Below are 22,182 nucleotides of genomic sequence, written 5' to 3'. Positions count from 1 at the left end.
GGCAAATTTGACTCATCATGCGTTGTCATCAAGCTTCTCCAATGTTAAACGAGCAGCTTCTTGTTCTGCTTTACGACGGCTATTGCCAGACGCCACGACTGCCTTTGGTAGACTTTCTACTTTGCAGCTTACTTCGAAAGTTTGCGCATGGTCTTTACCGGAAATAGACAGCACCTCGTACGTTGGCAATGGCTGCTTGCGACCTTGCAGGAATTCCTGAAGACGTGTTTTACTGTCTTTAGGGTGGGCGTTAGGGTCGAGCTTGTTTATGCGAGTCTCCCACAAACGGTCGATAACGCCACGCACTTCGTCCATACCTGAATCGAGATAGATAGCACCTAAGATAGCTTCAACTGCGTCAGCTAAAATCGAGCTTCTGCGATGACCGCCACTTTTAAGCTCACCTGGCCCCAAGTTGAGTAATTCACCCACGCTGGCTTCCTTAGCGAGCTCAGCTAACGTCTCGCCTTTTACCAATGTAGAGCGCATGCGGGTAAGCTTGCCTTCAGGTACTGTAGGAAAACGCTTAAACAGTGTTTCCCCCACAATCATGCCTAAAATAGCATCGCCCAAAAACTCTAAGCGTTCATTGTGTTGTTTGGCTGCACTGCGGTGAGTAAGCGCTTGTTCTAATAACGCCTCATTGGTAAATGTGTAGCCTATCGCCTTGTAAAGACGACGATATTTATCAATACCCTGCATTAATGAATGCCACCTGCACGCTCAAATCGAATACCTGTTGGAACCCACGTAGGAAGAAAGTCTGAAGGGCTGCGCTCAAACTCAAAGGAAATCCAAATTGCAACGGCTTTTCCAACCAAGTTTGCATCTGGAACAAAACCCCAGAAACGGCTATCGCGGCTATTATCACGGTTATCGCCCAATACGAAATACTGACCTTCTGGCACTATCCACTCGTTACTTCGGGTTCCCGGTTGAGTGTAGAAATTAACCGGTGAAATTTCGCGAACGGGGTGGCGAAGAATATCATGCTCTACTGTGCCTAAATCTTCGGTGTAACGCATAAGTTGCGCCATGTCTTGTACAAACTCACCGCGCTCTTGGAACGTTAACGGCACTGCTTTTAACTTTGGACAATTGCTACCAGATTCACACTTAGGTTTGATGTAAACCTGCTTATTTTGATAAACCACGGTATCGCCCGGTAAACCGATTACGCGCTTGATGTAATCTATTGACGGTTCTTCAGGGTATTTAAAAACCACCACATCGCCGCGTTCTGGTACACCCGTTTCAATTAACTTACTTCTGAAAACAGGGTCTTTTACACCGTACGCAAACTTCTCAACTAAAATGAAATCACCCACCAATAACGTAGGCATCATTGAACCTGATGGAATCTGGAACGGCTCATATAAAAAGGAGCGCAATACCAAAACGAAAGCAATAACAGGGAATATCTGTTGTGAGGTGTCAACTAGGTACGGCAGCTGAGGGTCTTCTCCATAGCCCGCTCCTTCTGCAGTCGCTGCAGCCTGTAAACGCGCTTTTCGTTTTGGCGCAAACACCAGGCTATCCACTAGCCAGACTAGTCCTGTTATTAAGGTGAGTGCCACCAAAATTAAGGAGAAATAATTTGCCATTATTTGCCCACCTTAAGTACTGCAAGGAACGCATCTTGTGGCAATTCAACATTACCCACTTGCTTCATTCGCTTTTTACCTTCTTTTTGCTTTTGAAGTAGCTTCTTCTTACGGCTTACATCACCGCCGTAACACTTCGCGATTACGTTTTTGCGTAGCTGTTTCACCGTACTTCTTGCAACAATATGGTTACCGATAGCCGCCTGGATAGCGATATCGAACATTTGACGTGGAATAAGCTCGCGAAGCTTCTCTACCAATTCACGACCACGTCCCTGTGAGTTTTCTCTGTGCGTGATTACCGCTAGTGCATCCACACGCTCGCCATTAATTAGAATATCTACGCGTACCATATCTGAGCTTTGGAAGCGCTTGAAGTTGTAATCAAGCGACGCAAAGCCACGGCTGGTAGATTTCAAACGGTCAAAGAAATCAAGCACTACTTCCGCCATTGGCAGCTCGTATGTTACCGCCACTTGTTTACCGTGGTATGTCATGTTGGTTTGCATACCGCGCTTCTCAACACAAAGCGTAATTACGTTGCCTAAGTACTCTTGAGGAACAAGAATGTTAGCTTCAACCATAGGCTCACGAATTTCAGCGATATCGTTCACTGGCGGCAGTTTAGCTGGGCTATCTACGGTAAGGGTTTCGCCCTTGGTTGTTTCAACTTCGTAAATTACTGTAGGTGCTGTAGTGATAAGACCAAGGTCATATTCACGTTCTAAACGCTCTTGAATGATTTCCATGTGCAGCATGCCAAGGAATCCAATACGAAAACCAAAACCAAGCGCTGCTGAGCTTTCTGGCTCATAGAATAGTGAAGCGTCGTTCAGACTTAGTTTAGCAAGGGCATCGCGGAAGTCTTCGTAGTCATCTGAGCTTATCGGGAAAATACCGGCATAAACCTGAGGTTTAACCTTTTTAAAGCCTGGCAGCATAGCTTCAGCTGGCTCGCGAGCCAAAGTAATGGTATCACCTACTGGAGCGCCTTGAATGTCTTTAATACCAGCGATGATAAAACCTACTTCACCGGCTCTTAACGTACCCGTGTCTAAAGGCTTAGGCGTAAACACACCAATTTTATCCACCTGATGAGTTTGTCCGTTAGACATTATCTGGATTTTGTCTTTCTTGCTAAGCTGACCTTCCACGATTCGTACCAATGAAACAACACCTTGGTAATTGTCAAACCACGAATCGATAATCAATGCTTTAAGTGGCGCTTCACGATCGCCTTCTGGTGGAGGGATCTTGTTTACGATAACTTCAAGCACATCCTCAATACCAATACCTGTTTTCGCTGAGCAGCGCACAGCGTCAAGTGCATCAATACCGACAATGTCTTCAATTTCTTCTGCAACACGGTCTGGTTCAGCCTGCGGCAAGTCGATCTTATTCAACACAGGTACCACTTCCATATCCATCTCGATAGCGGTATAGCAGTTTGCTAGCGTCTGTGCTTCAACGCCCTGACCGGCATCAACGACAAGTAGTGCACCTTCACAGGCAGCCAATGAACGAGACACCTCGTAAGTGAAATCAACGTGTCCTGGCGTATCAATGAAGTTTAGCTGATAGGTTTCACCGTCGCGCGCTTCATAGTTCAGTGTCACGCTTTGCGCTTTAATGGTAATACCGCGCTCTTTTTCCAAGTCCATTGAGTCGAGAACCTGCTCGGCCATTTCGCGATCGGTTAGCCCTCCACAGTGCTGAATTAGACGGTCTGACAGCGTAGACTTACCGTGGTCAATGTGGGCGATAATACTGAAGTTACGAATGTGCGATTGTTGCATAATGCTGGAAATTACCTGCAGAAAAATTCATTAAACAAAATATGCTGCTTGCCTTGGGTTCAGGCTTATACGCAGCGCGAGCGGATTTTACCCATTTCTGGCACGAAAAGCGAATTAGCATGGCGGAAATTTTAATACCCATGCACGCAAAGCGTATAAAAGTGGCAACTTGGCGTGGCTTTACCCGCCTGCCTTGAAATTTGAAGCATGTAAAGCACTGCTAATTTGGGGCTCTACAGCGTATACGAGCAAATAAAAAGAGCTAAACCTACTTATGAACAGATGCTTCGCTCAGTTTAGGCCTTACTGGCCTAATAAAACGGGTTGATATTTCGTGCGCTCAACTCGCTGTAACTTGTAAGCAATGAGCTTGTAAGTCAGGAAAGTCGCCAAAGCGCTTGGACCCAGTGCCCATAATTCATGGCTAAAACTTGTGGAGCTAAGCAGTGATATAAAAACTGAATACGCGCCAATAAAAACAATAAGCGGTAACAAATATAAGAAAGCCGACGCACTTAAAATACCCGCTTCGGGTATGCCCACAGTCACCTGCTGACCGACCCGTACTGGCATAGGTGTACGTAGCGTTAATTGCTGAGTCTTAGGTGCAATAGCACGAGAAATGACACCGGTACCACAATCACTTTGTGCCTGGCATGCATTACAGGTGGACTTAATTGCCGCTTCAACTGTTACCGTATCTCCATCAACGGCAACCACAGTGGCGGTTTCTTTAATCATATTTGCTCTTTATTACCGTGTTAAAGCATTGCTAAACCCTAGCTCTCTATTGCCCTGCATTGGCAACAGGTCGTAAAGACGTAGCAATAGCATTAGCAGTCTGTAGTGGAATTTCCCCTACTACCGTCACTTGGGCTTTCCCGTCGGTCAGCGTTAAAAAGGTGCTGACTTCGTTTCGTAACGCAAGGGTTTCGCCGAGCGCATCTTCGGCTGGCTGAACATAAACAGATACGTCCACTAAGCCATCCGAAAAGAGTTTATATTCTACGACCTGCCCTGTTAATGCTAAGCGTCTTGTATCTTGCTTTATTTCTCGCATGCCCGACGGCAAATATGTGACATCCCATTTGTGTGCTCGGCTTGGGGTATTACTCAAAGCCATAGGCGCTGGTAATGATGCTGAGTTTATTCGCGAGAAATATTCCGCAGGTTCAGGCGATATGGCAAAGGCGGTAACTTGAATTTGCTCTAATAACGTCCCTTGCAAATCAAGCATATTAAGCTTCAGCAACATACCAGAGGACTCATCGAGCCATAGTTGATAGCCAAACCGTGTGTTATCTCGGCTGACAATACGAATTTGCTGTGCTGAACGCCCTGCCACCCGCGCTCTTCCAACAGCGACAAACTCATAGGCTGAACTGAGTTGTTCTGGATGGTAGAGCAATGCACTAGGTATTGGACCATTTATATGCTTTGACCGTAGGCTGTAAGGTTGAACGTCGGGTTCAAATACGCTCACTACGTCATTAACGCGAATAAGCTCGCGACCAGGCCCATTTTGAAGGTTTAATTGCTCTAGTTCAGAACCATCCTCCATTATCCCATGACGCCACAGGTAAGGAACCGTTTCCTTTCCTGCGACAGTCTGCACAAAAGACACTTGGAAATTGGCGTTGGTAATAATGTTTTGTAGTTCGGCCAGCCACTGATTCGCTGACTGAAGCTGTGGCGTGGGAGAAGCATCCTCGTTGCGACTTTGTTCAGTTTGCCTTTGAAGTCCCTCTCCTTGCTTAACACCCTCCCCTTGGGAAACGTTTGTGCCGGTATCGGAACTGTCTTCTGATTTAGCATCGCTAACACTATGTGCTTGAACTCTTGCACCAGAAGAACTCGCCACTTCGCTGGGTGCCGTTGCATGAGAAAACGTGGGATTGATAGCCCCGCCCGAAATGAAAAAAAGTGCAAGGATAGAACTACAGCGCATTATTCCCGCCTTAAAACAAACATACCAGCAGTATATGCTGGTATGATTAAAATATGAAATGCATCTTCATCGCACTTAAGAGCGAAGGCACATTTCACCTCATTTTGACTAGCTCAACGAAAATCTATGGTCGCTCTGGTCCACTTGTTTCGTTTTCATTCTCTTCTTCCTGCGCTTGCTTGAGTTTTATTTGCTGCTCATGGTCAGCAATTAGCGCATTTATTTTGCGCTTTTTCTCAAGCATTTCGTTCATATCATTGCGCGGTAAGGTTCGGGTTTGCTCCAAACTCACTGGAGACAATCCGCCTTGGGGTGCAATCGTTGGCGCTGTCATAAATGGCTCGGTTGGCGCTTCCTGGTTGGTATATTGAACACCAAAAATAACTGCCACTGCCACAGACGCAGCCACTGCAAACTGACCTGACTGCTTCGCAAAAGGAACGACACTGCCAATTAGTGGAATTGACTGCCAACGCGAGCGTTTAGGTGCGACAATCGCCGGTTCATTTTCAAGCGCAGCTGCTACACTGGCTGTGATGTCCAACTGAGGGGCTACGCTTGCCTCTTTTCGCATTGCACCGCGATACACGTGGTAACGTTGCCATTTGGCTTGAAGTGCTTCATCTTGCTTGATAGCGTCGATGATTTCATTGCCTTCTATCTCACCATCCATGAATGCGGACAATTTTTCTTGCTGTTGCGTCATATATTCATTTCCAGATCAAAGTGATCGTTAACTACCCTAACACAGCTGTTAGTCATCGTGGAAAAAAGAAAGTTCATCTTTTTTTGATTTTATTTCTTTTTAATTTTCTAACAGCGGTTGAATAACTTTATCAATCGCCTCGCGAGCCCTAAAAATACGGGATCTCACCGTACCAACAGGACACGACATTACGTTCGCGATTTCTTCGTAGCTCAACCCTTCAATTTCACGCAACGTAATCGCCATGCGCAAATCATCCGGCAGCTTCTCAACTACCTTAAACAGAGTTTCTTCAATTTCCTCAGATAACAGGCTTCGCTCGGGTGTAGATTGCTCTTTTAATGCATCACTACCTTCGTAAAAATCTGCTTCGTCAGCATCGACATCGCTTGCAGGCGGCTTGCGACCTTGAGATACAAGATAGTTCTTGGCACTATTAACCGCAATGCGATAAAGCCAAGTATAAAATGCACTGTCGCCACGAAAATTAGGTAAGGCACGGTATGCTTTAATGAACGCCTCTTGCGTTACATCAGCAACGTCACCGGTATTTTTTACATAGCGAGAAACGAGATGCATTACTTTATGCTGGTAACGAGTTACCAATAAGTTAAATGCATTTTTATCGCCACGCTGTACTTTTTCGACCAGTTGTTGGTCGGTTATCTGCTCGCTCATTCGAGCCATTACTCCCTACTTCAACTACACAATAGCTCTAACAAGCATGTGTATAGACGCGCTCTTTTTACAAAAGTTCTGTAAAAGCATTAAATTTTTTAAAAAATGCTTAGGTCAGCAGGCAAGAATGATTGTGTTTTGCTACTCATCCTTTAGACTTGCCGAACCTTTGCTCGTTTGAATTGATATAAAAATACATGAAATCTGTATCGTCTTCACTAACTTCCACTTCAAATGCAATAGAACACCGTTGTGACGTATTGATTATTGGGAGTGGCGCGGCTGGATTAAGCTTGGCGCTAAAGCTTGCCGACCATTGTCAGGTTATTGTACTTAGTAAAAGTGATCGCAATGAAGGCTCCACCCGCTATGCACAAGGTGGTATTGCAGCCGTATTCGATGAACAAGACTCCATAGACGCTCACGTAACCGATACGTTAGCAGCAGGCGCAGGGCTTTGTGAAGAGCCAGCCGTTAGGTTTACTGCGGAGCGAGCAAAAGCATCTCTTGAATGGCTTATAGGCTATGGCGTACCCTTCGATACAGAAAAAAGCGAGTCTGGCGAGGAACGCTTTCACCTTACCCGAGAAGGTGGGCACAGTCATCGCCGAATTCTTCATGCCGCTGACGCCACAGGTGAAGCACTTCAAATTACATTGAATGACGCAGTATCGACACATCCGAATATCCATGTATTCGAGCGTTACAATGCTATTGACCTTATCCCTTCAAAAGAGAAGAAAAGCAGTGTTGTAGGTGCCTACGTTTGGAATAGACAACAAGAACACGTGGAAGTGATACGCGCGCCTTTCGTGGCCTTGGCCACTGGTGGTGGCAGCAAAGTTTATCAATATACCTCTAACCCTGATGTATCAAGTGGTGACGGGATCGCCATGGCATGGCGCGCAGGCTGCCGTGTAGCGAATATGGAATTTAACCAATTCCACCCTACCTGCTTATTCCACCCGCAGGCTCGTAATTTCTTAATTACTGAAGCGCTGCGCGGGGAAGGCGCAAACCTCTGCCACGCCGATGGCACCCGCTTTATGCACAAATTTGATGAGCGAGGCGACTTGGCGCCCCGTGATGTAGTTGCCCGCGCTATTGACTATGAAATGAAGCGATTAGGCGCTGACTGTATGTATCTGGATATCAGTCATAAGCCAGCTGACTTTATCGTTAAACACTTTCCTAATATTTATCGCAAGTGCCGCTCTCTTGGTATTGATATTACCCGTGAGCCGATTCCAGTAGTACCTGCTGCGCATTATAGCTGTGGCGGGGTAATGACCGACTTCAATGCTAAAACCGATTTAAATAATGTGTACGCAATTGGTGAAGTTGCCTATACAGGTCTACACGGCGCTAATCGTATGGCGTCTAACTCTTTGCTTGAATGTGTGGTGTTCGCAAGCGCCGCTGCAGACGATATAATTAAAAACCTTAACAAGGCAGACTGTGAAGAGGCAATTGCGCCGTGGGATGAAAGCCAGGTATCAAACTCAGATGAAGAAGTTATCATTCAGCATAACTGGCACGAACTTAGACTATTTATGTGGGACTACGTAGGGATTGTACGCACTGATAAGCGCCTTGAACGGGCCATGCGCCGAATCAAACTGTTAGAGCAAGAAATTACTGAGTATTACTCACATTTCAGAGTAAGTAATAACCTGCTAGAGCTTCGAAACCTTGTTACGGTTGCCGAGCTAATCGTGCGATGTGCAATGGCGCGAAAGGAAAGCAGAGGCCTACATTTCAATTTGGACCACCCTGAACAATTAGACAACCCAGTTCCCACGATTCTTACTCCAAGAAAGCAATTGTCGGGTTCTGACGTAGGTTTATTAATTACCCAAGATAGCTTTTCTGGCGCCGACTAACACATAACGATACACGCTTGCTAATGTAGTGTTAATTTAGGGCTTATGTTTAAACTAAAAACGCCTGCCAAAGCGAACGGATGCTTTAAGAATACAGCACTTGCAAACAAACAGTGCTATTTAAAAACGGCCCAAAAAAAGAGAGCATATTTGTATGCTCTCTCATTCACTCTTTCAGATGTCTTTTCTTAACCCTAGATTTGATATTCAGTTCAGGGCAATCACCCTTTTAGAGTTTTTCTTGATTAAACGCCACGCTCGCTGATAAATGTACAAGGCTATCGTCACTATCGGTTACGTCTAACAGCGCACTAATATCCGTTTTACAGTGTTGTTGAATATGAATGTCATTAGGCAAGAAAACCGGCTTTTTAAAGCGACAATTTACTTCTTTCACGGTTATGGATTGACTGTCCTCTTGGTGACTTACAAACGCTGACACCGCACGAGATAAGGTCCACATCCCGTGAGCTATGGGCTGTTTGAAGCCAAAGGCTTTAGCGGATATGGCAGACAAGTGAATAGGATTATAGTCGCCCGAAAGCTTAGCGTAGCGTCGACCCGTATTCGCCGATGCATTAATTTCAGCAATTAGCGCTCTATCTTCAAGGTTACATTCGTCACTTAGGTCGGTTTTTGGGCCAAGTGGCGCTACATGAACCGCTTTAACTTTCACCAAATAGCTACTTATGGCCCGATAGACCAAATTCCCCGACTGAAGTGCTTCTAGCATAACATCCACTTCCCACCCGCGGCTATGGGGTCTCACGTCGTGAAAACGCACACGACATTCAAATGGCTCGCTTAAATCACAATGCTCTAGCACAAACACTTTGTTCGCAGCATGAATAAGACCTAGTAAAGGAAATGGGCTTTGTTTGTCTAGCAAGCATTGCATCTGTAACGGTAACGAAAGCATCTGCAAATAAAGAGGATGAGCATGCTCATTCGCCGGCCAATCGACTTCTTGACAAAAAGAAGCATAGTGCACGTTATCGACATTGAGCGTTTTTGTGTATATGCGCTGCGGCAACGTAGGCGGCTTAAACTGCATAAGTTGCCTAGCGTCAACGCGTTTGAATAACGCTTTAGTATACTCACGAAACATCTGTTAAATTCCTTTAAGGCGTCGCTTTTCTTGCGAAAATAATGGCTCTTGCCAACCTGCGGTAGTCTGCCTCACAGCACTCACCTTTTAAGACCCACGTCAAATGGTTATGACCTTTTTCAAACCAATGCCGTCTATGACGCAACACGTTAATGCACATTCCCCAAGTAAATAACTGGGAAGACTGATGAATCTTCATCGATGTACCATCGGATAAAGCATCGGCTAACACACTGGGCATGGTCGTGCTTCTTGGTTCCAAAGGGAGCGTACTATCGTCAATAGCGCGAATAATACCATCGCTGGTCAACAAGAGTGCATATTGAGTAGTAGAAATATTGTTACTAAACGAATCATAAAGACGCCAGACTATCATTAACGTAGCCACGGCAGCTATGCACACTAATTCTGCGGTGAAGCTCAGCCAAGACCATAGGTATTGAGGAAGACTGCATAGTGCCGCCATAAGGCAAACGGCCACGCATAATTCCCCAAATACTTTTCTAAATCTATTATGCTTTATGCTAACTCTATACTTTGACACGGTTAACAATAGTCGCCACCATGGCGGCTAATTCAGGGTCTTCGCACTTTTGATGCCCCATTATCCAAGCAAACAAATCAGGGTCATCACTGGTAAGTAAACGTTCAAATGTTTCTTGGTCTTCGTAACTTAGGGAGTCAAAGGCTTCTTCTACGAAAGGAAGCAATAGTACATCCAATTCTAGCATGCCTCTGCGGCACGCCCACTTTAATCGGGCTAGTCTTTTTGGTTCAAACATATGTCTTTTATACCGTTTTTTATTCACTACCAATAATACCATGCACTGCGGCCGGGGATCACTGCTCTTTTGGTCTGATAGGCAAACTAAATAGAACTTAATCTGTACACATTAGTGCGTATTACCCTTGAATATTGCTGGTTTTACCATACCTTGAGTACATACAGCGAACTTTACAGTGGTGAATATGACATCTATCGCAGCATTACAAAATCTTCCTCAAGAGTTTATGGTCGAGCTTTCAAACACCATGATAATTTCTTTGGAAGGAGAACAGGCCGACAGTTACCTTCAGGGGCAAATTACGGTCAACATTAATAAGCTAGACGAAAACACTGCCAGGCATTTTGCGCATTGTGACAACAAAGGCAAGACGTGGTCTACGGGGTACGTGACCCGACACTTAAGCAAGTTATTGATGCTGACAAATGATGATGCGGGCAGCCATTCGTTAGCCCAGCTCAATAAGTATGGCGTGTTTTCTAAGGTCGATATCGTTGACGACTCGCAGGCTTACAGCGCTTACTTCATTTCACTCGATGCTGCAAAGTCTGATGAGGTAAACGCCCTATTAGGACAACTGTTTTCAAGCGATGAAGTCGCACAACTTGTTGAGGGCGATACCGCAGATAAAGGTATGCTGCCGAAAATAGAAAGCGAGCATGGCGCGGCATTTGTCGCCAACACTACTCGCAGAGGCATTGTTGTTCTTTTAGATGAAACCGGCACAAAGCAATTAAACACGTTAATTGAAACAAAAACTGTAGCTTGTTATTCCCACGTTGTGTTTGACGCCATTCAAATAGAAAGCGTGCACGCCTTAGTACAGGGTGAAGCGGTAGCGGAATACGTGCCACAAATGATTAATGTGCAGGCGCTTAACGGTATCGACTTCGATAAAGGCTGCTACATGGGGCAAGAAGTGGTTGCGCGAACACGATTTTTGGGCAAGAACAAACGTGCCGCCTACAGCTTCAAACTTGAAGAACAAGTAGATATCAAACCTGGCGATAGCCTTGAAAAGCAATTAGGTGAAAATTGGCGTATAGCGGGTAAAGTATTGAATGTTGCGTCGCTCGATAACGAAACCTGGTTTATTGCCGTGTTAAATAACGACACTACCACCGAAGATTTACACAGACTGGCTGATAACAACGCCATTACCTGTTACCCTAATAGCTTGCCGTACAGTATTGAGCAACAAGCAAGCAATATTGTGAAAAAACGTCGATAAGCAGTTTACTGCTGCATTAAATTTATTGCCCTTTTTTTATCATAGGGCCAAGATAGGATTTGTTATGACAATTACTTCTGACAGCGTTGTAACGCTACACTACACCGTATCTACCGAAGACGGCACAACGCTAGACTCTTCAGAAGGTAAATCGCCGCTAGTTGTACTTTTAGGTCGTCGCTTCTTAATTGAAGGACTAGAAGATGCACTTATTGGTAAATCAAAAGATGACAGCTTCAACGTTTCTGTAAACCCTGAGAAGGCTTACGGTGAACGTTCTGATGAACTAGTTCAAACCGTACCTCGCTCAATGTTCGATGGTATGGACGTTGAAGTTGGTATGTCTTTCCGCGCCACTACCCCGCAGGGTGAGCAATCTGTGATCATTATCGAAACAACTGACGAAGAAGTTGTTGTTGACGGTAACCACCCGCTAGCAGGCATTCCGTTGACGTTCGATGTAACGGTTGTGGACGTGCGTGAAGCGACGAAAGAAGAGCTTGAGCACGGTCATGTGCATCAGGAAGAGAGCAGCTGTTGCGACCCGAAAACAGGCGAATGTTCAGAAGATAAGCACTAAATTGTGTTGAACGTATCAAAAAGGGAGCCGCTGGCTCCCTTTTTCATTTTCGAATAGTACGGTTAATTTATATAGCGTCTTCGTTTTGTTCGCCGGTACGAATACGCACAGCGCTTTCAACGCTGTAAACGAAAATTTTTCCGTCACCGATTTTGCCCGTTTTAGCAGATGACTGAATGGCTTCTACCGCTTGTTCAACGCGGTCATCATCTAGCACAAGCTCAATTTTGATTTTAGGTAGGAAGTCAACTTGGTATTCAGCACCACGATAAAGCTCAGTATGACCTTTTTGGCGGCCAAACCCCTTCACTTCTGATACTGTCATCCCTGCGATACCGACTTCAGCTAGCGCTTCCCTAACGTCGTCCATTTTGAACGGTTTAATGATAGCTTCAATTTTTTTCATGACTACAACTCATCGTAAATTGTTGGAATTGGTACACGTTTGTGTTGCGTACGCTCATAAATATAGAGCAATTTCTCTTCCACTTCTGCAGAAACAGGCTTGCCTTCCAAAAAGTCATCGATTTGGTCGTAAGACATGCCTAGCGCTTGCTCGTCAGCTTTTTGTGGCGACAGGGTTTCTAAATCAGCGGTTGGGGCTTTGGTGATTACATTATGCGGTGCACCTAAATGGGCTGCTACTGCACGCACTTGGCGCTTGCTTAGTCCAAATAAAGGCGCTAAATCGCACGCTCCGTCACCGTACTTAGTATAAAACCCTGTAATATTTTCAGCCGAATGGTCTGTACCTAGAACAAGTCCATCAACCATACCCGCAATTTCATACTGAATAACCATTCGGGTACGTGCTTTGACGTTGCCTTTCACGAAGTCCTGCTTCGCTTCGCTTTCAGGAAGAAGGTTGGCATTAGCAAGCGCTTGTGAAGTAGAGGCGTGAATCGCGTCTGCGCCTGGTTTAACGTTCACGGCTAGCGAATGGGAGGGCTGAATAAAATCAATAGATTTTTGCGCATCCTCTTCGTCAGCTTGCGTATCATAAGGTAAGCGAACCGCAATGAACTGATAGTTTTCATGATGTTCATCATTTAGCTCGTTCACTGCTAACTGTGCTAACCGACCCAAAGTACATGAATCAATTCCCCCACTAATACCTAATACCAGCGAATTCAAACCTGAGGTAAGCAACTGCTTTTTGATAAAAGATACTCGACGTGCAACTTCATATTCGACGTCAATTTCAGGCAGCACTTTCATTTCATCAATAACTGCTTGTTTTTGCATTGTAATATCCACGTATTTTTGAGGCGTCCTGGAGCTTGATTCTACGACAATATCACTTCAGATGTTAGTGGTATCCTCGCATCTATTTGATTTACCGTGCGCTTACTGTACAAAAAAAAGCGCATCGGATGTTTATTTTATTGTTTTTGAGCGTAGGCATAGGTTGTGCGAAATAGTTAACCGTAAGGCGTATGGTCAACTATGCGATATCACGGTAAAACATACCTTTGCCACTGTATTTTAGTTTACCCTAAAAAATAGGCGAGTAATGCATATTTATCGCGTAGTATCATTACATCGAAGATAGAATAAAAGAATAAATTGTAGGTGAATAAGGTTTTTGCTCAAGGCAAGCCCCAGAAGCTCAGACATCCTAAAAGCAATCGCTTTACCTGCGGTTTGTATGGCGTAACTCATTAATGAAGATTTAAAAAAGTTCGGGAAAATAGCAGTCTCAAAATGATAAGAACAAGATTAAAAAAATACCCAAAAGCCTTTGTTAATCAAAAAGGTCTTACACTGCTGGAAATGTTGGTCGCCGTTGCTGTGCTGGCGATTATTCTTACTACTGTCGCGCCCAGTATTCAAAGCGTTCTTATCAAAAATAGAATCACTTCAGATATAAATAATTTAAGTGCCGTAGTGCAGCGGGCTAGGTTCACCGCGGTAGACGAGCAAGCTAGTGTGGTTTTGTGTCCAACAGAAAATTACACTGCCTGCACCAGCAGCTGGAAAAAAGCAAAAATGGTATTTGTTGATGCAAATGGCAACGGTAGTCGCGACAATACCGAGGCGCTTATTGTCGCAAGCGATCCGCTGAACTCGGCAAATACTATCTACGGAGTAACAGGAAGCTTAACTTTTGATGAGCAAGGTGCAATTGATACGGCAGCAACAATTACCTTGTGCCCTAAGGATAACGATACCGACTATGCCTCTGCCCTGTTACTTTCGCTATACGGACGAATTTCAGTAGCTGTAGACAGTGACGGCGATGGTAATAAAGAAGACTTAGATGGCGATGCGCTATCTTGTAGTTCATAGCCGTAGTTGCTTCCCGCACTTCCCAGCCAAAGTTAGTATACGCAGCTGATAAACTGGGCTGATTACTCTGCTACCAGCATTCTATTGGGGCCAACGAGGTTTCACTAATTTTTATAATCCTACAACTGTCATTTTGCTTTTTAAATAATAGCGTAGCTGCCACCTCATATTCACCACTTTGACTCATCGTCTGTGCAATGCTGACTTTGTCGATATTGGCTTGAGGTAGAGCAGTCAACGGTAGGTAGACACCTGACTCTAACCAACTTTTCGACTGTATTGACTGTATTGATAACAAGTACGCTTTAACTTGATTTACTTGGCTTAATTGCCAGATTGAAATCATCGCTTTTGTAGTTGCTACACTTAATACACTAACTATAGCCAGCACAGCTAATACCTCAACCAGCGTAAATCCAGCCTTAGTTATTCGATTGTTTAACCCAATGCCATTCCCTTCCATGGTACAGCTTTCTCTCGTTAAGTTTTTCAGTACATTAAGCCTATCAATTTAGCACTGTCACTATTACTGGACTTACGCATGGCTTTGCCTGAACGAAGAAATGAAAAAAGAGAAAACAATAGGTACAAGCGCGCTTCAGGCATGTCGCTTATTGAATTACTTATCGTGATAGGTATTACAAGTATATTGTTGGTAAGCGCAGTTCCGTCATTTCAAACGTGGCTAGAACGAAACGATTTTAAACATTTCGCGTCGCAATTAGCCAACTTAGCTAAGCAAGCACGTATTTATGCACTTACTCAAAAAAAGCCCTTTTACCTAATCACAAAATTTGAAAATGCGAATTGCGTAATAATCAGTGACGATGAAAACTGCACCTGTTCAACATACCAGAACTGTGCGCTAAATGACGCCGCGTTTTGGGAGCTTCCAGCAAAATGGAATTCAAAGCTAACCACGTTAAACGCAAGAGACAAAACCGTAGCCTTCAATCAACAGGGTACGCTCAATTTCGGCAGCGCCACCACATTTAAGCTGTCCAGCGATCAATTTTCCGCCAAAGTCACCGTTAGCCCACTGGGACGCGTGAAGTTATGTAGCGAACAGCACATTACAGGCGTCACAGCATGCTAGCCCTCGCAAAGCCATTGAACGGCTTAAGTGTAGATAAAATTGGCGGCTATAGTATTACAGAGCTGATGGTGGCCTGCACGTTAACAGGCATACTGATAGCAGCTATAACGACCTACAGCGTGCAGTCTCACGTTAGTTTATCATCGATTCAACACGCAACCGCAATAGAAGAAGACGCCCGTGCACTGCAGGATACTATTTCACGGCATTTAAGCAGGGCTGGATTTATTGAAAATAGCAGCACGCTTGCGCCATTTTTAACTCTCGTCAATGTCCCTCATACAATGGCGAACGTTGCCCTTGGTCACCGGGCTGGTGAAACAGCAAATAGCTGCATCACGTTTTCTTATGACAAAAATCGTAACGGCACTATAGCTCCAGCGCAGGACGAAATGTTTGGATATCGACTACACGATAAGTCAATTGAGTACAGAGTTGGAGGAAAAACCTGTACGCAAGGGGGGTGGTTTGACTTAACCGACCCAAATACGGTCGAAGTGACACAATTTGCCGTAAGCGTATTACACAAAGGTGGCTGGGGCGCGGCTTATGAAATCAATTTAAGCATACAGAGTTTGGTAAACCCAAACGTAGTAACAAACAAAACATTCGTGGTGGAGGCGGTTAATGAAAGATAAAGAGATAGTGAAATGGAAGCCCGTCACCGCATGCACGCTAAACGTTAAGTGTAACTCTTACTTTTTAAAAGCAAAGCAAAAAGGTATGGCGGTCCTCGCGATTGTTGCCATTCTCCTAAGTGTATTGACTTTTACTACCATAATTACCTCGCAAAACGTTCAGCAGTACTATGCCATACAGAAAATCAGACAAGAAACGGTGAGCTCTCACTCGCAATTGAAAAAACACCTCAAAGAAGTAGCGACAGCCCTTCGAACGGAAAGTGTTTTAACGGCATTAAACACAACAAATCAGCCTTTTCTATCAACAACAGTACACGAAGAAAGCCTTACGGGTGTTGGACATCAGCCGCTGACCCACTACGAAGTAAGCGTTTCTCACAATGCAGAAAACATTAAATATAAAGCTAACTTTCTTCGTTACCCTGCCCTTCTGAGGCTACCCACCGTAGCTCAGCTATTTTCATGGGATGGCCAGCTAACCAATTGGTTGTTTAATCGCAATTTAGCCGAACTAAGTGCCGCATTTTTTCCAAACAGTGTGACAGCTTCCCATTGTTACAACTTGGTGGAAGCCACCGTCTATTGGATAAATGGTGACTGCGTTTTATCCCATAGCGACCTAACGCATTCATCGAGTTCGGCCCCTGTCTTGTTAATTGTTATGGATGGCGATCTTACTATAAGTGCGAATACTCATTTCTTTGGGCTGATCATGATGCTCTCTAAAACCCCTTCTACTCATGAACTACACCTTGCACATTCGAGTTCAATTAAAGGCGCATTCGTATCTAATACTCAGTTGCAAACGCAGATCAATGGCGCCTTAATGCCTTCAGCGCAGGTGCTTAGTACTTTGCAGGCGGGCTCTCAAATGGCGAAAATAATCCCTATTCCAGGAACTTGGTATGACAACAATTAAAAAGCCCCAGCAAAAAGATTTCAGAAGCGTATTGTCAGTAAAGCGTCAAATCGCGCGTGATGATAATAGTGATAGCTCAAACGTTAGTGTTGTGAATAAAGGAGGAGTGCTAATAGAGGTGCTCATAGCGCTTTTGATTTTTATGACCTCTAGTGCTTTTTTACTTTCAAGCGAAATTAAAACACGAGTGCTTTGGCAGGCAACGTTAAAGTCACAAGACGAACAAACACAACAGTTAAATGCTGCTAGATTAACCTACACGCAGGATAACCTAGATCAACGCTGGGAGGATATAGCCGTTTTTGGTATTCCGATAATCACACCTTAGCGCGTTATAATTCGCCAAGGTGCAATAATAAGCTGCATCAGTTAAGCTTTAACAAGACCAGCAATATTCACCGGTTTCAAGAGAGCCATTATTGTTTTTGTCCCACCCTTTTCTACCATCACTGAAGTAGTAAAGGGTACCATCTGACCCTTGACCCGTGCCCGATACGGGAGTAGCTCTCAATTCATAATCAGTGACACCGGCAGATTGAATAGTTAGATTATAACGGCGATTAGCCGCGGGCTCTGATGAGGGTGAGTGTGTTGCAAAAATAGAAGGCGCTCCTGTATCGCCTCCGCTTGCGCCTGCACCTTTGTAGCTAAAAGAACCGCTATGATGACGCTCCATCGCGGACGCTAAGCCTAACAAATCAGCCTGACCTGTACCGCGGTATCCATCAGCAATAACCCCCTGATAGGACGGATAGGCAACGGCCGCGATTATACCGACGATAGCCACCACTATCATCAATTCGATAAGTGAAAACCCTTGTAACTGTTTTTTGAACTTCATGGTTATTCCCTTTCTGTTTCTGAGTGCCAGCTTCCGCGCTGAATACGTTCGAATCGCCCGTAAATGTTTTCGGCTAAGCACTCAAAAGCACTGTTACAAGCTTCGTCATTACCATCCTCATCGACCTCAATCACCGCAGACACACACTCAGTACCTAAACATACAACCGGGCTAACGATATCTTCAATAAGTATTTTGGTTTCAGGTGCAATACCCGTTTGCTTTAACTCAGCAACGCGATCATCACCATTCACATCACCGTCGTTATTCACATCTGTGACAGCATTGCCATTAAACATACTAACAAGGTACGCACGACTGTTTCCGGTAGGCGGTGCACAGGCGCTGGTGCTGCTTACGGCCGGAACATAGGTGGTAAAGAATACTTTGTAGTCAATGATAAGCGGAGAAGACAGCACTTTCTCTCCATTCGTCGTTAAGTTCAAATACCAGCCATCTTTATTGGCGAACTCTGCTGTCGCCAGCGCACGTTCGTTTTCATCACTGCTATTTAGCGCGTGACTGGTAGCGTTGTACATTTTATTTTCGGTCACTGTAGTCATGTACGTGTATTTGCCGTTTTCATCACGTTTGAACACACCGCTATCTTTAAGCATGTAGAAGTTGTCTTCCACTACGGTATCAAGTGGAGATGCACGCCACCCGCTACCCAGCGCTACGGCATAGTATAATTCATCACCTAAAGCGATTTCTGTTACATCCGGCCCATAGTAAAAACGGCGATTGGTTTCTTCGGTATCGCCACCGAAATCTGCAATACGTGCACCTTTTATAAAATTAGAGCCAGTCTCTCCATTATAGATGTCCAGACGAAATAGTTGGCCCCCTGTATCAGCAACATACATGTGGTCGGCTTCACCATCATTATCCCTATCGATAACGGAAATGCGCCCCGGAATACTGTAAGTCATATTACTTAGATCAAGATCAGAATCTTCATTACTGGCGTGCCAAAGCAAGCTTCCAGTATCAGCATCAAACATGTAAACGGCATTACCAACTACATCGTTAGCTCTTATCGAACGATCATCTTGAGCGTCGTCATAACCGCCCCCAACAATCATCACGTTTTTAACTTCACCACCCATATTTACTTTCGTAATGGTTGGCCTTGACCACGTTTGGCCCAACTTAGTTAAATCACCTTCACCGCCAGTGAGTTGATACTTAAGCTTAGGCGAGTTTTTCGCTGTCACATCAAAAACATAATAGTTACGTCCACCTCTACGCATGCCAACATAAAGATACATTTTGTTATCCACGGTTCGCAGAACCATATCGCCATCTAGCCCATACTCGTGGTTCAACGAAGGGGTATCTTTGTAGAAGTGATGTAGATTTTGTAACAGCTCTTTCGGCATGATGGCAAAGTTTTCTTCGCCAGTTTCTGTATCAAATGAATGAAGCATCCCTTGGTTAGTCGCGACAAAAATGGCTGAATCATTAGTACCGTAATTCACAATAATAGGCTGTGAATGAATGGGGTCACCCATTTGGGTTCTGTAATCACTCGTACTGCCATTACCATTGCTGTCTTTTACATCAACACCTCGTGCCCATTTTAGAATAGCCTCTCTTAGGTCTTCAGCGTCGGTCTCATTTTGGATAGCGAGATCTTCAGTCGTAATAGAAGAGTTATCTTCATGAAGTGCATTGTCCTCATCCACAATAGAACCCGTTCCGTCAAACACATAAATGTTGCGGTTTGACCCCATACGACTTGCGGCGCCACCTTCGCTCACCTCACTGCCGTCAGCGAGTGTTGACCAATAGCTATGAGAATTCTCAGCGAAGAACCCGGTTTCGCTGTCTACGGCACTATGGCTGTTCTTATCGAGAATTTCGTCGCCACTCAATCTGTAGCGCTTCAAGTTACCAGGCCAAATTGCGCCTTCACTAGGCTTAAACAGTGCGAAATAAAGCTCATCTCTATGCGTAAGACGGTTTAACTGGTTCACTGCAACACCGGGGGAAACAAACGTAGCATTCACATCTTTTACAGAGCGTAATATGGTATTGAATGCTTCGAGTAAATCAGTGCTGTTGTCCGCTTGATAGAAACCACCACCACTTTGCAGCGCAAGTTGGTTGAGGAAGTTATTAGCAGTATTGTTCGCTGCAAACCCAATGGTATGGGTAATGACTCTAGGCCCAATTACAGAGGTAGAGGCATCGCTGATGTTTTTAACCAAGTCAAGGCCACACTTTTCGCCGCCACTACCGGTGCAACTTTGACCTAATAGGATCTGAATTTTAGAAACACTATGGTTGTTATTCGCTTCACCGTCAGAAAGCAATACTATATGGTTGTTGGTTTGACACTGTAAGTCGGACACTGGCGAAATGTAGGTTGCAGGAGTAGGAATTTGCTCTGTAACACAATCGCTGTCAGATAGATTATCTTCTGTACACCCATAAGGTAGTATAGAGTCTTCACCAATATAAGAGCTACGATGGCTTACCCTAGTGCTTTTTCTAACGGAGTTGCTAACACCATTCTCACCACGTTTACGGCCATAATCTACACTTCGGCCGCCATAGTAGTTTGTCGCTTCTAAGAGCGTATCTACAATGGGTGTAAAACCATTGGCGCTCAATTCATCTATTTTACTGACTAAGTGTTCACGTACAGATGCTGTAGCGCCAGGCGTGGCTGCACCGTTAAATTTAACTATAAGCTTTGGCGCTTTAGACGGTGAGTTATAGGTGTGCGCTCCACGGTACGACACAAAATCGTCCATCACAAACGCCATATCATTGCCTGATTCCCACCCTGAACGGTCGACGATTTGCTTAACAATACTGCTTATATCAGGTGTTCTGTAACTATAGTTATTATAGAAGTCTGGCATCGACCAAGTAATACCTGAGGTTTTTGGCAGATTTCGCAAGCGATAGCGTTGGTTTGGATGAAAGTCTGACGCATCATCGTCGGCGACACCGCGTATACGCATACTAGGGTTGCCATAAGTTACAGTACTGTAGGCGGTAAACTCAAGGTACGCCTCTGCTATTTCAGCGCCTTGTGGAATATTTACGTTTCTAAACCTTACCCCTATGTAGTCGTTATACGAAGGATGAAATGTGAGTTCGCTCCCTGTGTTCGGGTAGCCATTTGTCGCTTCTTCAGAGTTATCTTTCGAGTTGCCAACCTGATAAATACCCTCACCTTGCACACATCCCGTCGCCGTAGAGTCATCGTATGACACGACTAATTGCGGGGCTCCGCTTTGCCCTACATCACTTGCTCTTACTTCTCGACCGCTAGCGTTATCCGAACTTGAGCCTTCGATCAGGATATTTAGGTCTTTTCCGCCACACCAAGCAGACAAGTCCACAACCTCTTGTATTACTGCACTAATATCTGGTGTGGTAATAACCTCGCCTGAGGCGGGAAAGCTATTATTAGTTAACCATTCGACATTAGCGGCTGTCTTGGTTCGGTCGCTAAGATTGTTGCTGCTTGAAGAAAACTCGGTACTGGATGCAGATGCTTCTGCTGAAATGACAAGAGATGTGCCTGCAATATTAAACCTTTCAGAGGTAAGGCGAATGTTAGCACTAACAATGGTGGCCCCTTGCGGTATGTTTAAATCGGTAAAGCGCAGACCAGAAGTTACCGTTTGGGTGCCACTACTTAATATCAAGTCGTTGCTATCTGTCGTCACACTACCATTTATTTCATGGGCATCATGGTTATCGTCGTTAGTTGAAACAATAATTTCAGGACGCACAGCATCGTCAATATTACGTATCGGATAAAGAATTGGCCCGCCATAATCAGAAAAGCGCATGAGTCCAGCATTAATATTTGTGGCAGAGCGTAGCGCGTCTTTAAGCGCGTTTTGTACACGGAGCATCCTGGTCTGACTGGTGTTATCGTAAGACCCCATACTCCCCGATGAGTCCATAATAAAGAGTACATTTGGATTATAGGTAACCGCACTGCTCGCGTTCCCTAAATAAATATCAAGGTCATCGCCGAAGGCAGAAAATCCAATACAGCTAAACAGCGTAATCGAAGCAAGGTAATTTGTTATTTTTTTCATCATAATA

General features: G+C 44.7%; 23 protein-coding genes. 8 read left to right on the top strand and 15 right to left on the bottom strand.

Features of this window, described 5'->3' with window-relative positions:
• Positions 1 to 15: 15 nt before the first annotated feature.
• The 7 genes from rnc to rpoE all read right to left on the bottom strand — a co-directional run bounded on the left by rnc (position 16) and on the right by rpoE (position 6,732).
• Positions 16 to 702, bottom strand: a complete 687-nt coding sequence (gene rnc / locus ACXACS_RS08635) for a ribonuclease III (protein ID WP_474805810.1) — start codon at positions 700 to 702, stop codon at positions 16 to 18.
• Positions 702 to 1,604, bottom strand: a complete 903-nt coding sequence (gene lepB / locus ACXACS_RS08630; protein ID WP_179984000.1) for a signal peptidase I — start codon at positions 1,602 to 1,604, stop codon at positions 702 to 704. Before lepB ends, rnc begins: the two co-directional genes overlap by 1 nt.
• Entirely contained in the window at positions 1,604 to 3,400 is a 1,797-nt protein-coding gene (gene lepA / locus ACXACS_RS08625; protein ID WP_179984001.1) for a translation elongation factor 4, read from the bottom strand. Before lepA ends, lepB begins: the two co-directional genes overlap by 1 nt.
• A gap of 303 nt (positions 3,401 to 3,703) precedes the next feature.
• Positions 3,704 to 4,141 carry a SoxR reducing system RseC family protein gene (locus ACXACS_RS08620; RefSeq protein ID WP_474805809.1) on the bottom strand — a complete coding sequence of 146 codons (438 nt, stop codon included), beginning with the start codon at positions 4,139 to 4,141 and terminating at the stop codon, positions 3,704 to 3,706.
• 46 nt (positions 4,142 to 4,187) lie between these two features.
• Entirely contained in the window at positions 4,188 to 5,348 is a 1,161-nt protein-coding gene (locus ACXACS_RS08615) for a MucB/RseB C-terminal domain-containing protein (RefSeq protein ID WP_474805808.1), read from the bottom strand.
• A gap of 124 nt (positions 5,349 to 5,472) precedes the next feature.
• Positions 5,473 to 6,054, bottom strand: a complete 582-nt coding sequence (locus ACXACS_RS08610; RefSeq protein WP_474805806.1) for a sigma-E factor negative regulatory protein — start codon at positions 6,052 to 6,054, stop codon at positions 5,473 to 5,475.
• A gap of 99 nt (positions 6,055 to 6,153) precedes the next feature.
• Positions 6,154 to 6,732, bottom strand: coding sequence for an RNA polymerase sigma factor RpoE (gene rpoE / locus ACXACS_RS08605; protein WP_012518957.1), 579 nt, complete (start codon positions 6,730 to 6,732; stop codon positions 6,154 to 6,156).
• 197 nt (positions 6,733 to 6,929) lie between these two features.
• On the opposite strand from rpoE, the gene nadB reads away from it, so the two are divergent.
• A complete protein-coding gene (nadB, locus tag ACXACS_RS08600) occupies positions 6,930 to 8,615 on the top strand; it encodes an L-aspartate oxidase (RefSeq protein WP_474805803.1) in 1,686 nt (561 codons plus the stop codon).
• Between the two features lie 229 nt (positions 8,616 to 8,844).
• Here the strand turns inward: nadB and ACXACS_RS08595 are convergent, their stop codons facing one another.
• The 3 genes from ACXACS_RS08595 to ACXACS_RS08585 are packed head-to-tail and all read right to left on the bottom strand — an operon-like array spanning position 8,845 to position 10,505.
• Positions 8,845 to 9,723, bottom strand: coding sequence for a MaoC family dehydratase (locus ACXACS_RS08595; RefSeq protein ID WP_474805801.1), 879 nt, complete (start codon positions 9,721 to 9,723; stop codon positions 8,845 to 8,847).
• Positions 9,724 to 9,736: 13 nt separating this feature from the next.
• Positions 9,737 to 10,204, bottom strand: a complete 468-nt coding sequence (locus ACXACS_RS08590; protein WP_474805799.1) for a hypothetical protein — start codon at positions 10,202 to 10,204, stop codon at positions 9,737 to 9,739.
• Positions 10,205 to 10,253: 49 nt separating this feature from the next.
• Positions 10,254 to 10,505, bottom strand: coding sequence for an FAD assembly factor SdhE (locus ACXACS_RS08585; protein WP_014950112.1), 252 nt, complete (start codon positions 10,503 to 10,505; stop codon positions 10,254 to 10,256).
• Positions 10,506 to 10,692: 187 nt separating this feature from the next.
• Between ACXACS_RS08585 and ygfZ the strand changes: the two genes are divergently transcribed.
• A complete protein-coding gene (gene ygfZ / locus ACXACS_RS08580) occupies positions 10,693 to 11,739 on the top strand; it encodes a CAF17-like 4Fe-4S cluster assembly/insertion protein YgfZ (RefSeq protein ID WP_474805797.1) in 1,047 nt (348 codons plus the stop codon).
• 64 nt (positions 11,740 to 11,803) lie between these two features.
• Positions 11,804 to 12,319 (top strand): FKBP-type peptidyl-prolyl cis-trans isomerase, encoded by a 516-nt coding sequence (locus tag ACXACS_RS08575; RefSeq protein ID WP_118493376.1) that lies wholly within the window; start codon positions 11,804 to 11,806, stop codon positions 12,317 to 12,319.
• A 67-nt stretch (positions 12,320 to 12,386) separates the two neighbouring features.
• On the opposite strand, the gene ACXACS_RS08570 is transcribed toward ACXACS_RS08575, so the two are convergent.
• Both ACXACS_RS08570 and nadE read right to left on the bottom strand, forming a co-directional pair.
• Complete coding sequence (locus ACXACS_RS08570; protein WP_012517511.1) at positions 12,387 to 12,725, bottom strand: P-II family nitrogen regulator; 339 nt, start codon at positions 12,723 to 12,725, stop codon at positions 12,387 to 12,389.
• A gap of 2 nt (positions 12,726 to 12,727) precedes the next feature.
• A complete protein-coding gene (gene nadE / locus ACXACS_RS08565) occupies positions 12,728 to 13,564 on the bottom strand; it encodes an ammonia-dependent NAD(+) synthetase (protein WP_474805794.1) in 837 nt (278 codons plus the stop codon).
• Positions 13,565 to 14,023: 459 nt separating this feature from the next.
• Here nadE and ACXACS_RS08560 point away from each other — a divergent pair, with 459 nt between their 5' ends.
• Positions 14,024 to 14,608 (top strand): GspH/FimT family pseudopilin, encoded by a 585-nt coding sequence (locus ACXACS_RS08560; protein WP_474805792.1) that lies wholly within the window; start codon positions 14,024 to 14,026, stop codon positions 14,606 to 14,608.
• Positions 14,609 to 14,678: 70 nt separating this feature from the next.
• Here ACXACS_RS08560 and ACXACS_RS08555 read toward each other — a convergent pair whose 3' ends face one another.
• The gene (locus ACXACS_RS08555) at positions 14,679 to 15,071 is read right to left on the bottom strand and encodes a prepilin-type N-terminal cleavage/methylation domain-containing protein (RefSeq protein WP_474805790.1); all 393 of its coding nucleotides are present in this window, start codon (positions 15,069 to 15,071) and stop codon (positions 14,679 to 14,681) included.
• Between the two features lie 78 nt (positions 15,072 to 15,149).
• Here ACXACS_RS08555 and ACXACS_RS08550 point away from each other — a divergent pair, with 78 nt between their 5' ends.
• The 4 genes from ACXACS_RS08550 to ACXACS_RS08535 are packed head-to-tail and all read left to right on the top strand — an operon-like array spanning position 15,150 to position 17,592.
• The gene (locus tag ACXACS_RS08550) at positions 15,150 to 15,704 is read left to right on the top strand and encodes a GspH/FimT family pseudopilin (protein WP_474805788.1); all 555 of its coding nucleotides are present in this window, start codon (positions 15,150 to 15,152) and stop codon (positions 15,702 to 15,704) included.
• The gene (locus tag ACXACS_RS08545) at positions 15,698 to 16,342 is read left to right on the top strand and encodes a potassium:proton antiporter (RefSeq protein ID WP_474805786.1); all 645 of its coding nucleotides are present in this window, start codon (positions 15,698 to 15,700) and stop codon (positions 16,340 to 16,342) included. The genes ACXACS_RS08550 and ACXACS_RS08545 overlap by 7 nt, the downstream gene beginning before the upstream one ends.
• Positions 16,332 to 17,264 (top strand): hypothetical protein, encoded by a 933-nt coding sequence (locus ACXACS_RS08540; RefSeq protein WP_474805784.1) that lies wholly within the window; start codon positions 16,332 to 16,334, stop codon positions 17,262 to 17,264. Before ACXACS_RS08545 ends, ACXACS_RS08540 begins: the two co-directional genes overlap by 11 nt.
• Entirely contained in the window at positions 17,251 to 17,592 is a 342-nt protein-coding gene (locus ACXACS_RS08535; RefSeq protein ID WP_474805782.1) for a hypothetical protein, read from the top strand. The genes ACXACS_RS08540 and ACXACS_RS08535 overlap by 14 nt, the downstream gene beginning before the upstream one ends.
• A gap of 48 nt (positions 17,593 to 17,640) precedes the next feature.
• Here the strand turns inward: ACXACS_RS08535 and ACXACS_RS08530 are convergent, their stop codons facing one another.
• Together ACXACS_RS08530 and ACXACS_RS08525 are read right to left on the bottom strand one after the other, a co-directional pair.
• Positions 17,641 to 18,105: a type IV pilin protein gene (locus ACXACS_RS08530; protein WP_474805781.1), complete on the bottom strand. Its 465-nt coding sequence runs from the start codon at positions 18,103 to 18,105 to the stop codon at positions 17,641 to 17,643.
• 2 nt (positions 18,106 to 18,107) lie between these two features.
• The gene (locus ACXACS_RS08525; protein WP_474805779.1) at positions 18,108 to 22,175 is read right to left on the bottom strand and encodes a PilC/PilY family type IV pilus protein; all 4,068 of its coding nucleotides are present in this window, start codon (positions 22,173 to 22,175) and stop codon (positions 18,108 to 18,110) included.
• Positions 22,176 to 22,182: the final 7 nt, after the last annotated feature.

This window comes from Alteromonas sp. AWM4_230 (assembly GCF_056158305.1).
This window is presented reverse-complemented; position numbering and strand designations above follow the sequence as displayed.

Excerpts from the sequence above, each read along its gene's own strand:
- lepA (WP_179984001.1), bottom strand. The coding sequence starts at position 3,400 with ATGCAACAATCGCACATTCGTAACTTCAGTATTATCGCCCACATTGAC.
- ACXACS_RS08560 (WP_474805792.1), top strand. The coding sequence starts at position 14,024 with ATGATAAGAACAAGATTAAAAAAATACCCAAAAGCCTTTGTTAATCAA.
- ACXACS_RS08610 (WP_474805806.1), bottom strand. The coding sequence starts at position 6,054 with ATGACGCAACAGCAAGAAAAATTGTCCGCATTCATGGATGGTGAGATA.
- lepB (WP_179984000.1), bottom strand. The coding sequence starts at position 1,604 with ATGGCAAATTATTTCTCCTTAATTTTGGTGGCACTCACCTTAATAACA.
- ACXACS_RS08535 (WP_474805782.1), top strand. The coding sequence starts at position 17,251 with ATGACAACAATTAAAAAGCCCCAGCAAAAAGATTTCAGAAGCGTATTG.
- ygfZ (WP_474805797.1), top strand. The coding sequence starts at position 10,693 with ATGACATCTATCGCAGCATTACAAAATCTTCCTCAAGAGTTTATGGTC.
- ACXACS_RS08575 (WP_118493376.1), top strand. The coding sequence starts at position 11,804 with ATGACAATTACTTCTGACAGCGTTGTAACGCTACACTACACCGTATCT.
- ACXACS_RS08545 (WP_474805786.1), top strand. The coding sequence starts at position 15,698 with ATGCTAGCCCTCGCAAAGCCATTGAACGGCTTAAGTGTAGATAAAATT.
- ACXACS_RS08570 (WP_012517511.1), bottom strand. The coding sequence starts at position 12,725 with ATGAAAAAAATTGAAGCTATCATTAAACCGTTCAAAATGGACGACGTT.
- nadE (WP_474805794.1), bottom strand. The coding sequence starts at position 13,564 with ATGCAAAAACAAGCAGTTATTGATGAAATGAAAGTGCTGCCTGAAATT.
- rnc (WP_474805810.1), bottom strand. The coding sequence starts at position 702 with ATGCAGGGTATTGATAAATATCGTCGTCTTTACAAGGCGATAGGCTAC.
- ACXACS_RS08525 (WP_474805779.1), bottom strand. The coding sequence starts at position 22,175 with ATGAAAAAAATAACAAATTACCTTGCTTCGATTACGCTGTTTAGCTGT.
- ACXACS_RS08615 (WP_474805808.1), bottom strand. The coding sequence starts at position 5,348 with ATGCGCTGTAGTTCTATCCTTGCACTTTTTTTCATTTCGGGCGGGGCT.
- ACXACS_RS08595 (WP_474805801.1), bottom strand. The coding sequence starts at position 9,723 with ATGTTTCGTGAGTATACTAAAGCGTTATTCAAACGCGTTGACGCTAGG.
- ACXACS_RS08540 (WP_474805784.1), top strand. The coding sequence starts at position 16,332 with ATGAAAGATAAAGAGATAGTGAAATGGAAGCCCGTCACCGCATGCACG.
- rpoE (WP_012518957.1), bottom strand. The coding sequence starts at position 6,732 with ATGAGCGAGCAGATAACCGACCAACAACTGGTCGAAAAAGTACAGCGT.
- ACXACS_RS08550 (WP_474805788.1), top strand. The coding sequence starts at position 15,150 with ATGGCTTTGCCTGAACGAAGAAATGAAAAAAGAGAAAACAATAGGTAC.
- ACXACS_RS08620 (WP_474805809.1), bottom strand. The coding sequence starts at position 4,141 with ATGATTAAAGAAACCGCCACTGTGGTTGCCGTTGATGGAGATACGGTA.
- nadB (WP_474805803.1), top strand. The coding sequence starts at position 6,930 with ATGAAATCTGTATCGTCTTCACTAACTTCCACTTCAAATGCAATAGAA.
- ACXACS_RS08555 (WP_474805790.1), bottom strand. The coding sequence starts at position 15,071 with ATGGAAGGGAATGGCATTGGGTTAAACAATCGAATAACTAAGGCTGGA.
- ACXACS_RS08530 (WP_474805781.1), bottom strand. The coding sequence starts at position 18,105 with ATGAAGTTCAAAAAACAGTTACAAGGGTTTTCACTTATCGAATTGATG.
- ACXACS_RS08585 (WP_014950112.1), bottom strand. The coding sequence starts at position 10,505 with ATGTTTGAACCAAAAAGACTAGCCCGATTAAAGTGGGCGTGCCGCAGA.